14 protein-coding genes are annotated in these 13063 nt (G+C 34.9%); 11 read left to right on the forward strand and 3 right to left on the reverse strand.

Translation table 11 applies throughout. The annotated features are described in order from the left end of the window. Window positions 1-10 precede the first annotated feature (10 nt). Window positions 11-196, reverse strand: coding sequence for a hypothetical protein (locus tag CDIMF43_RS05185; protein WP_034571185.1), 186 nt, complete (start codon window positions 194-196; stop codon window positions 11-13). 185 nt (window positions 197-381) lie between these two features. Here CDIMF43_RS05185 and CDIMF43_RS05190 point away from each other — a divergent pair, with 185 nt between their 5' ends. After that, a complete protein-coding gene (locus CDIMF43_RS05190; RefSeq protein ID WP_074401920.1) occupies window positions 382-1242 on the forward strand; it encodes a VOC family protein in 861 nt (286 codons plus the stop codon). 143 nt (window positions 1243-1385) lie between these two features. Here CDIMF43_RS05190 and CDIMF43_RS05195 read toward each other — a convergent pair whose 3' ends face one another. After that, a complete protein-coding gene (locus CDIMF43_RS05195) occupies window positions 1386-1580 on the reverse strand; it encodes a hypothetical protein (RefSeq protein ID WP_074401921.1) in 195 nt (64 codons plus the stop codon). A gap of 43 nt (window positions 1581-1623) precedes the next feature. Continuing rightward, window positions 1624-1791: a hypothetical protein gene (locus tag CDIMF43_RS13595; protein ID WP_156099054.1), complete on the reverse strand. Its 168-nt coding sequence runs from the start codon at window positions 1789-1791 to the stop codon at window positions 1624-1626. 165 nt (window positions 1792-1956) lie between these two features. On the opposite strand from CDIMF43_RS13595, the gene CDIMF43_RS05200 reads away from it, so the two are divergent. The 10 genes from CDIMF43_RS05200 to CDIMF43_RS05245 all read left to right on the forward strand — a co-directional run bounded on the left by CDIMF43_RS05200 (window position 1957) and on the right by CDIMF43_RS05245 (window position 13049). Then, a complete protein-coding gene (locus CDIMF43_RS05200) occupies window positions 1957-2619 on the forward strand; it encodes a response regulator transcription factor (RefSeq protein ID WP_109842336.1) in 663 nt (220 codons plus the stop codon). A 132-nt stretch (window positions 2620-2751) separates the two neighbouring features. Continuing rightward, complete coding sequence (locus CDIMF43_RS05205; protein WP_109841383.1) at window positions 2752-3987, forward strand: efflux RND transporter periplasmic adaptor subunit; 1236 nt, start codon at window positions 2752-2754, stop codon at window positions 3985-3987. Next, window positions 3980-4669, forward strand: coding sequence for an ABC transporter ATP-binding protein (locus tag CDIMF43_RS05210; protein ID WP_109841384.1), 690 nt, complete (start codon window positions 3980-3982; stop codon window positions 4667-4669). Before CDIMF43_RS05205 ends, CDIMF43_RS05210 begins: the two co-directional genes overlap by 8 nt. Next, window positions 4662-5891, forward strand: a complete 1230-nt coding sequence (locus tag CDIMF43_RS05215) for an ABC transporter permease (RefSeq protein ID WP_109841385.1) — start codon at window positions 4662-4664, stop codon at window positions 5889-5891. The genes CDIMF43_RS05210 and CDIMF43_RS05215 overlap by 8 nt, the downstream gene beginning before the upstream one ends. A gap of 73 nt (window positions 5892-5964) precedes the next feature. After that, complete coding sequence (locus tag CDIMF43_RS05220) at window positions 5965-7392, forward strand: sensor histidine kinase (RefSeq protein ID WP_109841386.1); 1428 nt, start codon at window positions 5965-5967, stop codon at window positions 7390-7392. Between the two features lie 327 nt (window positions 7393-7719). Then, window positions 7720-8745 carry a serine hydrolase domain-containing protein gene (locus CDIMF43_RS05225; protein ID WP_109841387.1) on the forward strand — a complete coding sequence of 342 codons (1026 nt, stop codon included), beginning with the start codon at window positions 7720-7722 and terminating at the stop codon, window positions 8743-8745. A 113-nt stretch (window positions 8746-8858) separates the two neighbouring features. Further along, entirely contained in the window at window positions 8859-9821 is a 963-nt protein-coding gene (gene manA / locus CDIMF43_RS05230; RefSeq protein ID WP_109841388.1) for a mannose-6-phosphate isomerase, class I, read from the forward strand. Window positions 9822-10001: 180 nt separating this feature from the next. Beyond that, a complete protein-coding gene (locus CDIMF43_RS05235) occupies window positions 10002-10652 on the forward strand; it encodes a MarR family winged helix-turn-helix transcriptional regulator (protein WP_109841389.1) in 651 nt (216 codons plus the stop codon). After that, the gene (locus tag CDIMF43_RS05240; protein ID WP_199198150.1) at window positions 10649-12418 is read left to right on the forward strand and encodes an ABC transporter ATP-binding protein; all 1770 of its coding nucleotides are present in this window, start codon (window positions 10649-10651) and stop codon (window positions 12416-12418) included. Before CDIMF43_RS05235 ends, CDIMF43_RS05240 begins: the two co-directional genes overlap by 4 nt. Before the next feature lie 25 nt (window positions 12419-12443). Then, on the forward strand, window positions 12444-13049 hold the full coding sequence (locus CDIMF43_RS05245; RefSeq protein ID WP_109841390.1) for a class I SAM-dependent DNA methyltransferase: 606 nt from the start codon (window positions 12444-12446) through the stop codon (window positions 13047-13049). Window positions 13050-13063: the final 14 nt, after the last annotated feature.

The raw sequence follows: 13063 nt of genomic DNA on the forward strand, positions 1-13063 counted from the left end.
TGCTTTTTTACTATAGAAGATTTAATACTTTTTCATAGGCTGTGATTTCACCTTTTAAGGTTTCGATTTTCAGTTCATTTTCGATGTAGTTAATGGCGTCTGCCAAATTTTCTGTGCGGTGTGTTGTTAACCGATCGACTTCTTTTTTTGCTTCGACTAGATAATGGTTGACTTGTTCTTTAGTTGTATTTGACATCTTAAATTCCTCCTCAAATTTCTCTAGTTACTTCTAATCTCATCCTACCTTTAATGGTTAAAATATGCAAAAGATATGAATTGAACACGAAACTTACAAAAAAGAAGTTTATTACTTGAAGTAATTAAAAAAGTATGGTTAAATAGATTTAACTAGTAAAGTGAGATTGGAAAGGATGATAAACTATGACAAACATTCACCCAGCAGCCCATATTGGAATGGTGGCCTTAAAAGTTGAAAACTTGCCATTAATGAGCGAATTCTACCAAGAAATAATTGGATTAGATGTAAAAAAACAAACAGAGACAGAAATACAGCTTGGCAATCAAGAGGATAACAAAATTTTATTAAGTCTGCAAAAAGTAGCCCCACAAAAGAAAAATCACTCAACAACTGGCTTATACCACATTGCCTTTTTACTTCCAGAACGAAAAAATCTAGGGGATAGCTTATACCATCTATTAAAGGCTAAGTATCCATTAGCCGGTGCAAGTGATCATGGGTATAGCGAAGCAATTTATTTAACAGATCCTGAAGGAAATGGGATTGAAATTTATCGCGATAAACCAAAAGAAGTTTGGACGATTGAATCAGATGGTCGGATTGAGGGCATCACGATTGAAATGGATGCAGAAGGTGTTTTAGGAGAAGCAACAGGAAGTTTTAGGGGGATGCCATCTGGAACGACGGTTGGTCATGTTCATTTGACTGTAGCAGATTTAGCGAAAACAGAAGAATTCTATGTTGGCTTAATTGGCATGAGCTTAAAATCAACTTTGCAAAATTCTGCTAAATTTATTGCCGCGGGGGACTATCATCACCATATAGGAACCAACATCTGGTCAGGTCGTCATTTACCACCATTGCCAGAAGATATGCGAGGATTAAATTATTTTACCATCGAGGTACCATCAGCAGAAGATACCCAAGCAATCGCGTTGCGATTAAATGACGCAGAGTATCCTTTTGAGTGGAGAGAAAATGATACGACACTTGCTGTGACGGATCCAAATGGAATTCATCTTTTAGTGAAAGTTGAAAAATAACTAATAGCAAGTACCTCAAAGTTGATTTTTAATGACTTGAGGTACTTTTTTTAGTCATAAAAAACAAATGAACCGATTGACGCTAAACAACGTTCAATCGGTTCATTTGTTTTTACAGACAATCGCAATCCTATTTAATCCAATTAGTTATCTGGCATTTCTATTTTGGCAGTACCATTGCCTTGTTCAGTCACGTTGACTTTTTTTCCATCTATTTCTTTTACAGTCGTTTTAGCCTGTTCATCTGCCTCTTTCTTGCCACAACCTGCTAAAAAGCTTGTTGAAATAAATAAAGACGCGAGTGCAACAACGATTAGTTTTAATTTTTTTGATTTCATAAAAAGAATTCCTTTCATCAGTTATTGGTATTCTAGAATATAATTATTTCATAGGCGCTAATTGTACCTTTTTACCATTAATTTCTGAAGTAGCCGTTGGTGTTAGTTCCTTTTTATCGTTCTCTTTTTTCCCACAGCCAGTCATTAACCCTAAAGAGATAAAAGCCATTGTTAAACAAGTAATGATCATTTTTAATTTTTTTGATTTCATAAAATTGCTCCTTTCTTGAATTAAGTCAAGTATAGAAGAGAATTGTCAAAAAATGTATGGAATTCATCTGTATCTTATCTGAAGTTTTTATGAAGCCCTTTTCCAAGAGGGAAGTTGTATGCTATTGTACTATTAAAGATTGCAACGAAAGTAGGAAAAGTTATTGTGAATAAAACAATTTTAGTCGTAGAAGATGATCTAAATACAAATGAAGTGATTTCAATTTTTTTAAGAGAAAAAGGATACACAGTGGAATCTTTTGATAATGGTGAAAAAGCCTATGAGTTTATTTCAATGAATACAGCCATCGATTTAATTATTGTGGATATCATGCTTCCTGGAATGGATGGAATTGAATTGTTAACGAAAGTTCGCTCCTTTTCTCAAGTACCAATCATTGTTTTAACAGCAATGGTAGATGAGCAAACCCAACTAGTAAGCTTTAGTAAACTTGCAGATGATTTTGTTGAAAAACCATTCTCACCGTTACTATTAGTGAAGCGAGTTGAGGCGGTTTTAAGAAGAAGCAATCCAATCAAGCAAACAAAAACATTCATTGGAGACTATACGATTGAGTTGGATAACTTAAAGGTATTACATGAAGGGAAAGAAGCCTATTTGACCGTCAAGGAAGCCGAAATTTTACATTATTTAATTGAAAACCGTGGCAATATTGTCACACGAAAAAAATTGATTGAAAGCGTCTGGGAGTACGATTATGATGTAAATGATCGTTCATTAGACACACATATCAAAAACTTACGAAAAAAAATTGGGCAACAAAACATAATTACCTGTAAAGGTCTTGGCTACAAATTAGGTCAATGAGGAGAAAAACAATCTTTCATTTAATGGAAGATTGCTTTTTTTTTGAAAAATACAGATTAAATACAGATAAGTTACATAATGGCTTCACGAGGCTTTGGTATGATTTGACTAGTAAAGAAATGAGGGAAAACAATGATAAAGAAGAAAAAGAAAAAATTAATAATCGCACTAACCGTAGCAGGAATGATCGTTGCAGGTACATCGATTTATGTAGTATCTAATCAGAAACAACAAGCAAGCAATTTAGTTCAAGATGCGCCTCAAGTAAACAAAGTCAGTGATTTGATGTCTAGTAGCACGTCAAAAGGCGAATCTTATTTGACTGGTAAAGTAGCGCCTAATGCAACAAGTAAACTAAATGCAGATTCTGCAAAAGGAAAAATTAATGAAGTATTTGTAAAAGTAGGAGACAAAGTAACAAAAGGTCAAAAACTTTTTTCTTATACCAACCCTGATGGTCAAATTGCGATGGAAGAAGCCGAGACTGATCGAACAAAACTCCAAAATAAACTCAATCAATTAAACGAATCAATTGCAACAAAACGAACACAATTGACTAAAAAAACGGATGAACTAACAGCATTAACGAATAAAGTCAACAATGCGACTACAGAAGAAAAAGAATCTTTAAATCAAGAGAAAAAAAGTTTAGAAGAAACAGTTGAGTTAGGGAAAAATGAGATTGAAACAGCTAAAAGCGAATTAAGTGATGCTAAATTAGACTTACAAAAAGCAGAACGCACACAGCAACTAACAAATGAAAAATATGGACGTTCAGAAGTAGTATCAGACGTAGATGGCATTATTCAAAAAATAGACGATACTCAGATTAACAGCACTGTCAGTGCGGGTTCACAGCCAGAAAGTTTTATGGAAATTATGGATACTTCCGTTTTAAGAGTTCTTGGGAAAGTAGATGAATTTCAAAAAGGAGAAATTGCAGTTGACCAACCTGTCAAATTAATTGATCGAAAAGATCAAAGTAAAACATGGCGTGGAAAAATTGCTAGAGTTGATGCAACGGCAACAGACGAAAAAGAGGAAAGTACGATTTCTAAATATCCCTTTGAAGTCGTGATGGAAAATGGAGAAGAGATGCCTAATATTGGCAACCATGTCTATATTCAACCTGAAAAAGAAGAAAATGCGAAAGTCAGTCTTCCTACAGATTATATTATGAATGAAAAGGACAAAAAATTTGTTTGGAAAGTGATCAAAGGTCAAGTTCTTAAACAAGAAGTAACCCTAGGAAAATCAAATGAAGAAGCCAAGACGATTGAAGTTAACGCGGGATTAACAAAAGAAGATACAATTGTTTTTCCAACAAAACTTATTAAAGAAGGAATGAAGGTGCCAATTCATGATTAGCTTGAAAAACATTTATAAATCTTATTGGCAAGGAGAAGAAGAAATAGCGATTTTAAAAAACATCAATTTAGAAATAGAAAAAGGGGATTACATTTCAATTATGGGACCTTCTGGCTCTGGGAAATCGACCTTAATGAACATCATTGGTTGTTTAGATAAACCAACTTCTGGAGACTACCACATCTATGATACAGATATTTTAAACTTAAACGAGCGCCAACTATCTGACTTACGAAATCAATCCATAGGATTTGTCTTTCAAAATTTCAATTTAATGCCACGTTTGTCCGTTCAAAAAAATGTAGAACTGCCCTTGATTTATTCAAAAATAACAAAATATGAGCGTTCAAGAAGAGCCGTTAGTGCCCTTGATAAGGTTGGATTATCTCAACGGTTAAGCTTTCGACCACCTGCTCTTTCAGGGGGACAAAAACAACGTGTTGCGATTGCAAGAGCATTAGTAACGAATTCTGATTTTATTTTAGCGGATGAACCAACAGGAGCGTTGGATACAAAAACAAGTACGGAAATTATGGCGCTTTTTGATGAATTTAATCACCTAGGTAAAACGATTATTATTATTACTCATGAAGCTGAAATTGCCGATTATACAAATCGAAAAATTGTGATTCGTGATGGTGAAATTATTTCAGATGAACGAAAGGAGGCATTAGATGAGTGAAAATATTTTGCTTTCATTAGAGTCGATTTGGGCCCATAAATTACGATCGATTTTAACGATGATTGGTGTGATTATTGGAATTGGTTCCATTGTTGCTATTTTTAGTATTGTTGAAGGAAATACAGAAAACACTAAAAAAAGTATGTTAGGTGGAGAAAACAATAGTATTTCGTTACAATACGCAACAAAGGAGACGCTAAGTGGACAATATGGTAACGATAATGGAAAGAAGCCGGACTATCTAAAGCCGCTTACTTCGCAGCAAATTAAACAAGTTCAAACGGTTGCTGGTGTTAAGGACGCAACGGTAAGCTATGAAGCTGAAACCGATGTGAGCCTTAAAAATAACTCTGTTACGAGTAAAATTTTAGGCATTACAGAGAACTATTTTAATTACGAAGGGTATTCTTTGCTAGAAGGCAGACTGTTAAATCAAAGCGATTATGCTCTTTCAGAACAAGTAGCAGTAGTAGATCAGTCACTTTATAAACAGTTATTTCCAAAAGAAGATGGCATTGGTAAGTTGATTGAAATTAAAGGGCTACCCTACCGACTTGTAGGTGTCGTAAAACCCAAAGAAGATCAACAAACGGGAATGTTTTCATTTGATAAAAAAACAGATCGAGCGTTTGTGAGCATTAACAACTGGTCTAAGTTCATGGGCACTCTTAATCCAGAGCCTAAAGTAACAGTTCAAACAGAAAAATCAGATGATTTACAGCCAGTTGCTAATCGTGTGGCCGATACGTTAAATAAAATGATTCCTAAATCCGATTATTTATTTGGTATTCAAAATTCAAAGGAAATGGAAAAAAGTATGGAAGAGTATGCACGTTCTCAATTCCAATTATTAGGTGGCCTTGCGAGTATTTCTTTAATTGTAGGGGGAATTGGCGTGATGAATATTATGCTCGTTTCCGTAACTGAGCGAACGCGTGAAATAGGAATCAAAAAAGCACTAGGAGCAAGGCGAGAAACAATCTTAACCCAATTTCTGATGGAGTCTATTGTATTGACTTTATTGGGTGGTATTTTAGGAATTACCCTTGGTTTAGCTGGAGGAAAACTAGCAACAAGCTTATTGGGCTATCCTTATTATATCTCGCTAATTGCCATTCTAGGAAGTGTCTTATTTTCAATTGCTATTGGATTGATTTTTGGATTATTGCCAGCCATGAAGGCCTCTCGTCTAGATCCAATTGAGGCATTACGATACGAATAAATCTAAATACGGTTGCGTCATTTGATAAAACCGTTATACTAAAAGAAAATGGAAAGCAGGAGGATGGTAGATTTTGAAAATCAGAACAAAAAATTTTCTTTATACTTCAGGAATCATCATCCTTATTGTGACGATTGCTTTTAGTATTCTGTATCTTTTGATGCCTAATTATTATCAAATGAAGAAGGAAAGAGAACTTAAAGTCGCAATAAAACTTGTCGTTACAAAAATAGAAGAACAGCCAACTTCATTAGATTCCTTTCAAATTTTGTCACAAGAATCCTTTTATAGCGGATTGACCTTTATTTTGAAGGATCCTAATGGGAAGATCATTTACCCAAATACGCTACAATTATCTGATGCAGCCAATCTACAGCAAACTAATGAAGTGCAGCAGGTTGAAGGAGCAGCGATTTTATTTTCAGATTTAGAAGAAATTGCCACGTATAGTCAAACGGCAAAAGTAAATAATGATTTACAGTATTTGACCTATAATGAAGCGTTTAAAGACAATCAGCAAAGAAAGTATGTGTTAACGGTCATTTATCCGTTACAACCCATTAATGAGGCTCAAGAAGTTCTTCTTGACATCTATCCGTTAGTCTTGCTGATTTGTTTTGTAATTGGGGCCTTTGGTGCCTATTTATATTCCTATTTCTCAACAAAAAGAATTACTAAAATTTCTGAAACTACTAGACAAATGACGTTTTCTAATGAAATTCTAGCGAATGATATCAAGGGCGTTGATGAAATCAGTGAATTGTCTAAAGATATTCACTATTTGCATGCGAGCTTGGTAACTACAAATGAACAATTAAATCAGGATTTACTAATTATTTCAAAACTTGAAAATTCAAAAACCGAGTTTATGCAGATGGCTTCTCACGAACTAAAAACCCCATTGACTGCACTTTCAGGGATTGTTGAAGGAATGGTGCATAAAGTAGGACCGTACCAAGATCGAGATAACTATTTAGAAGTGTGCCAAATGCTATTAAAGGAGCAAGCAGACTTAATTAATGATATTCTTTATATTTCAAAATTAGATAAAATAGAAGAACAAAAAAAGACAACTTTCCAATTAAATGAATTAATTGAAGCGGAGCTCCCTAAATTTGAATCGTTTGTTATTAAGCAAGATTATCACTTGGAGATTGCATTAGAGCCAGTCAAAGTCAAAGCAAATCCAGCAGAAGTCCAAAGAGTCATTTCTAATTTAATCAGTAATGCAATGAAGTATACAAAAGCAGGCGGACGGATTAGTCTTACGGTAACTAAGGGGGAATTCCAAATTAAAAACGAATGCGAACCTTTAAAAGAACAAGAATTAGACCAAATTTTTGAAGCCTTTTACCGACCTGATTTTGCTAGAAATAGAAAAGATGGTGGGACAGGACTAGGGTTATTTATTGTCAGTCAACTTTTGAAAAAAAATCAATTAGGTTATGAATTTGTCCCGCTGGAAAAGGGTCAAGGAATGGTGTTTAAACTATTTTTTTGACGGTGAAGAACGAATCTAGTATTTTAATAAAAGTATTTCTTGTTGCATTTGAAGGATGAATGCAACAAGAAATGCTTTTTTATCATGGTTACAATAGGTTTTACCGATTCTAAGCTCGATAAGAATTAACTGCTGACGGTATACTTCATTCACTAGTCAATGAAACACGTTTCTTTAATTATCAATACTTTATTCCTCATCCTTATAGTATAATTATTTTAGAATTAATAAGTGACAACAACAAGTAAGATTAGTAGGACTAATAAGGTACAAACCAACAGGTTTTAGCGTAACGTAAAATTTTTAACAGAGAAAGAAGGACACAACATGTATCCTAAAACACGAGCAATGATTCATTCTTTAATGGAAGATAAAACCATTCCAGGTGCAAACTATCAATTTATCACAAAAAAAGGCAATAAAAGTTATTCAGAAGGATTGGCTGCTGTTTTTCCAAAGAGTGAACCAATTAAAAGCGACTTGCTTTATGATGTAGCCTCTTTAACGAAAGTCATGATGACAACGACCGTGATTTTACAATTGTGGGAAACAGGACAATTAAAATTAACGGATCCTGTTAAGGTCTATCTGCCGACCTTTAGTGAACCAAAAGTTACGATTCAACACCTATTGACTCATACATCAGCTTTACAAGGCTTTATTCCAAATCGAGATCAATTAAATCAAGGGGAATTAAGAGAAGCATTGTTGCATTTACCAATTGGGGAAGGCTTTGAAAAAGAGGCAGTCTATACGGATTCTGGAATGATTTTACTCGGGTTTATTATTGAAGCTATTTTAAAAGATGATTTAGTCGCTATTTTCAATCAGAGAATTATCCAACCGTTAGATTTAAAAAATACCACCTTTAGCCCTCGTGATCCAATGCTGTGTGCCCCAACTGAAAATCATCAGACACGAGGCTTAATCCGAGGAGTAGTCCATGATCCGAAAGCCTTAGTGCTAGGTGAACATTGTGGTAGCGCCGGCCTTTTTTCAAATTTACAAGACGTGAGTCGCTTTAGTCAAATGCTGTTAAATCGTGGAACGATAGATGGGGTTGAAATTTTAAAAAAAGAAACCGTAACAGCTTTAATTCAGGATTGGACGCCTTCTGGCACCTTGCATCGTTCGTTAGGCTGGGATTTGTTTAGTTCCATTGATGGTACGGATAAAACCCGCTACTTATTTCATTCCGGATTTACAGGAACCTTTATTTTATTAGATTTAGCAGCGGAAGAAGGCTTCGTCTTTTTATCTAACCGTGTCCATCCAATTAATGACAATCCTCACTATTTGAAACGTCGAAATGAAGTCTTACAAGCCTACTTCCATGAAAAAGAAGCAAGATAATCAAAAAGACTAGTCAAATTATTAAAAAAAACTTACAAAATGACTAATTTTCATAAAATCGTTTTCAACTATGGTAAACTAAAGAATGTAAAAAGTAGAGGAGGAACAAACACGTGAATGAACCATTATTTTTAGAAGCCGTTTTACAAGAGAAAATCTGGGGTGGAACAAAGTTAAAAGACGTTTTTGGATATTCTTTGCAAAGTGATAAAGTTGGAGAATGCTGGGCGATCAGTGCACATCCCAATGGCCCAAGTATTGTTAAAAATGGCCCCTACAAAGGACTGACCTTAGCGGAGGTTTGGAGCCAACATCGCGATCTTTTTGGAAATGCTAAAGGAGACGTTTTTCCTTTATTAACTAAAATTTTAGATGCCAATGATGATTTATCTGTTCAAGTTCATCCAGACGATGCGTATGGGTTAAAGCATGAAGGTGAACTAGGTAAGACAGAATGCTGGTATGTAATTGACGCAGACGAAGGCTCTGAAATCATTTATGGGCATCATGCTAAAAGTAAAGAAGAATTGGAACAGATGATTGAGTCTGGACAATGGGATCAATTATTACGTCGTATTAAAGTCAATAAAGGCGATTTTTTCCATGTACCAAGTGGGACGATTCATGCAATTGGAGCAGGGATTATGATACTTGAAACCCAACAAAGCAGTGATACCACTTACCGTGTCTATGATTATGATCGCAAAGACGATCAAGGAAATTTACGGGAATTGCATATTCAACAATCCATTGATGTAACGACGATTCCTCATATTGATCCAGTCTTGCATATTGAGACAAAAAATCATGAAAATGTTGAAGTAACGACTTATGTTGAATCGGATTTCTTCGATGTGTATGAGTGGGATATTACTGGAAAAGCTGATTTTACAGCAACTGCACCCTATACATTAGTGAGTGTTTTAGCAGGAGAAGGAAAGCTATCTTTAGTAGACGGTTCAAGTTATCCCTTAACAAAAGGGGTTCATTTTATTTTACCAAATGGCATCAAACAGTGGAGTATTGATGGAAAATTACAAATAATTGCTTCAACTCCTGGAAACGAAAATCGTTAAATCGAACGGTTAAGTGAGTTAAAGAGTAAGTAGAAAAGTATTTCTACTTACTCTTTTTTTGTATAAATAAAAAATTAATAATTAGGTACCTAAATAGTTTGCTTTTTTATGTAAGAGGGTGTATGATGTTAATTGTTAGGTACCTATTTAAAAATAAAAAAACTAATTGAGGTGTAAAATATGAGTGAATTAACCAAGACACTATTTAAAAATTTTGAACAATTAATGAGACAAAACCACAGAATGATGGGGTTTATGAGTATGAATCGGGGAGGTAAACATTTTTCAAGTCAACAAAGAGTTCTAGGAATATTAAAGAAACATAACGGTGAAATGACGACTAGCCAATTAGCAGAAGAACTAGATATCCGTCCATCTTCTGTTTCTGAACTGATTAAAAAATTAGAAAAATCAGGTTTTGTTACTCGTAAAAAAGATGAAAAAGATAAACGCGTGACATTGATTCATCTTACTGAGTCAGGTATAACAGCAAGCGAAGAAAAATCAGATAAAATCGGTGATTTTAGCGAGATTTTTTTCAATAGCTTAGATGAAGAAGAACAAGCAGAATTGAATCGATTACTAGAAAAATTATTAACCAATTCTAAAGATCAACGAGAAGAATGGTTTGAACACATGCAACAAATAAGAAGAAGACCTGATTTTGGAGGACGAGAAAGAGGCAGACATCCAGGTCATCCTTTTTCAGACTTTGAAAATCATCCTGATGGAATGGATCGTGTTGATTTCTTTCATCATCCGTCTGAATTTAAAAACGAAGAAGAACACAACGAATTTATGACTAAATTTTTTGGAGGAAAAGAGCAATGAGAGAAGTACCAGAAAGTGAAGAAGAAATGATTGTCACAAAGGGCGAACATTATTCATGGAAAGCATTCTTTAAATTAATTCGCAATACACAGCCTAGAAAAAGTCTGCTGGTTTTTGGATTGATTTTAAGCACGATTACAACCTTAGCGGGATTAGCAGTTCCATTATTAACTAAAAACTTAATAGATGGCTTTAGTATGGCTAGCATTTCGGTAGGACTGATTGCCTTAATTATCGGAGCCTTCATTTTTCAAGCCTTAATCAGTAGCATAGGCTCATTTATGTTAGGTTACGTTGGGGAAGAAATCGTAGCAAAATTAAGAAAACAAGTTTGGAATAAATTAATCACCTTAAAAGTTCAGTATTATGAAAATACCAAAACGGGGGAAACGGTAAGCCGATTGATTAACGATACAACGACCGTAAAAATGTTAGTAGCAGATCAATTTCCAAGTTTTATTACAAGTATCATCTCAATGGTGGGTGCCTTAATTATCTTAACGATTATGGATTGGCGTATGATGCTGATGATTTTTATTTCGGTACCCATTGTAATGCTAGTTCTAATGCCAGTAGGTCGCATGATGCATAAAATTGCCAAAAAACTGCAAAAAGAAACCGCTGATTTTACTGGAATTACAAGTCAAACGTTATCTGAAATTCGTTTAGTAAAAGCTTCAAATGGAGAAACGGTTGAAAAAGAACACGGTGAAGACGGAATAAAAAAATTATTTAATATCGGAGTCTCAGAAGCTAAAGTTCAATCAGTGATTGGCCCAATTATGATTTTAGTGATGATGAGTATTTTTGTAGGGATTTTAACTTACGGAGCATTAAGAGTAGCAGATGGAAGCTTATCGAATGGAACCTTGATTGCCTTTTTACTTTATTTAGTTCAAATTATCGCTCCAGCTGCTCAATTTGCACAATTTTTCTCACAACTACAAAAAACAAAAGGCTCAACAGAACGTCTTTCAGAAATTTTAGCAATGGAAGCAGAAGATTTTACTGTTGGCGAAGCTGTCGATGTGACGGGGAAAGAACTTAAAGTAGAGGCTGTTTCGTTTGCTTATGATGAGGCACACCCTATTTTAAAAAATATTTCCTTTGTAGCAAAACCGAACACAGTAGTGGCCTTTGCAGGTCCAAGTGGTGGAGGGAAATCAACAATTTTTTCTTTATTAGAACGTTTCTATGAGCCACAAGCGGGTGAAATGTCAATTGGAAACCATAACTTGAAAGAAGTGTCGTTGTATTCGTGGCGCTCTCAAATTGGCTATGTGGCGCAAGAAAGTGCCATTCTATCCGGAACAATACGGGATAACTTAGGCTATGGCATCAACAAAGCATTTTCTGACGAAGAATTATGGCACGTATTGGAACTCGCTTATGCTCGTCAATTCGTTTCAGAAATGCCACATGGATTAGACACAGAAGTTGGCGAACGAGGGGTTAAGCTATCTGGTGGGCAACGTCAGCGACTAGCTATTGCAAGAGCCTTTTTACGTGATCCTAAGATTTTGATGTTAGATGAAGCAACAGCTAGTTTAGATAGCCAATCAGAAGAAATGGTACAAAAAGCGTTGACGAACTTAATGAATGGAAGAACGACCTTGATTATTGCTCACCGCCTTTCAACAATTGTTCATGCAGATAAGATTTTATTTATTGAGCATGGCGAGGTAACTGGTGAAGGCACACATCAAGAATTAGTTGAAACACATGAGTTGTACCATCGTTATGTAAAAGAACAATTTAAACAATAAATAACTGACTGCAAAGAGGTGTATTATGGGAAATATTCAAGTATTTGAAAAAATAGCTCCAAACTATGAAAATGACGAGCGAAGAAAAATAGCTAAAATAATTGCGGATGCTATTCGTCAACAACACCCTCAAGGAAACCAACAAACAGCAATTGATTATGGCTGTGGAACGGGACTTGTAGGTATGGAATTGTTGAGTGATTTTAAATCCATTCAATTTGTGGATGCTTCAAAAAATATGGTTGAAATAGTGGTACAAAAAATCAACAATCAACAAGTCTCAAATGCAACAACCCTCTGCTTAGATATTGAACTAAATCCCTCAGTTAAGTTACATGGAGACTGTATATTTTTAGTTCAAGTCTTACTCCATGTCCCAACGATTGAATCCTTGCTTTCGAATTTGTATCAATCCCTTAATAGAAACGGGCAGTTATTAATCATTGATTTTGATTACAATGAAGCAGTAGTTTCCGATAACGTTCATTCAGGGTTTAAACAGCAAGAATTGATTCAAACAATGAAAAAAATCGGTTTTACAGATGTAAAAGCAACAACCTTTTATCATGGAAGTCAGTTATTTATGAACCAAGACGCATCATTATTTATGCTAGAGGCGACTAAGAATTAATCAAAAAAGCATCT

This window comes from Carnobacterium divergens (genome assembly GCF_900258435.1).
Taxonomy (GTDB): domain Bacteria; phylum Bacillota; class Bacilli; order Lactobacillales; family Carnobacteriaceae; genus Carnobacterium; species Carnobacterium divergens_A.

Bases quoted from the DNA above. Each gene is read 5' to 3' on its own strand.
- CDIMF43_RS05185 (WP_034571185.1), bottom strand. From the start codon at position 196: ATGTCAAATACAACTAAAGAACAAGTCAACCATTATCTAGTCGAAGCA.
- CDIMF43_RS05190 (WP_074401920.1), top strand. From the start codon at position 382: ATGACAAACATTCACCCAGCAGCCCATATTGGAATGGTGGCCTTAAAA.
- CDIMF43_RS05195 (WP_074401921.1), bottom strand. From the start codon at position 1,580: ATGAAATCAAAAAAATTAAAACTAATCGTTGTTGCACTCGCGTCTTTA.
- CDIMF43_RS13595 (WP_156099054.1), bottom strand. From the start codon at position 1,791: ATGAAATCAAAAAAATTAAAAATGATCATTACTTGTTTAACAATGGCT.
- CDIMF43_RS05205 (WP_109841383.1), top strand. From the start codon at position 2,752: ATGATAAAGAAGAAAAAGAAAAAATTAATAATCGCACTAACCGTAGCA.
- CDIMF43_RS05210 (WP_109841384.1), top strand. From the start codon at position 3,980: ATGATTAGCTTGAAAAACATTTATAAATCTTATTGGCAAGGAGAAGAA.
- CDIMF43_RS05215 (WP_109841385.1), top strand. From the start codon at position 4,662: ATGAGTGAAAATATTTTGCTTTCATTAGAGTCGATTTGGGCCCATAAA.
- CDIMF43_RS05225 (WP_109841387.1), top strand. From the start codon at position 7,720: ATGTATCCTAAAACACGAGCAATGATTCATTCTTTAATGGAAGATAAA.
- CDIMF43_RS05235 (WP_109841389.1), top strand. From the start codon at position 10,002: ATGAGTGAATTAACCAAGACACTATTTAAAAATTTTGAACAATTAATG.
- CDIMF43_RS05240 (WP_199198150.1), top strand. From the start codon at position 10,649: ATGAGAGAAGTACCAGAAAGTGAAGAAGAAATGATTGTCACAAAGGGC.
- CDIMF43_RS05245 (WP_109841390.1), top strand. From the start codon at position 12,444: ATGGGAAATATTCAAGTATTTGAAAAAATAGCTCCAAACTATGAAAAT.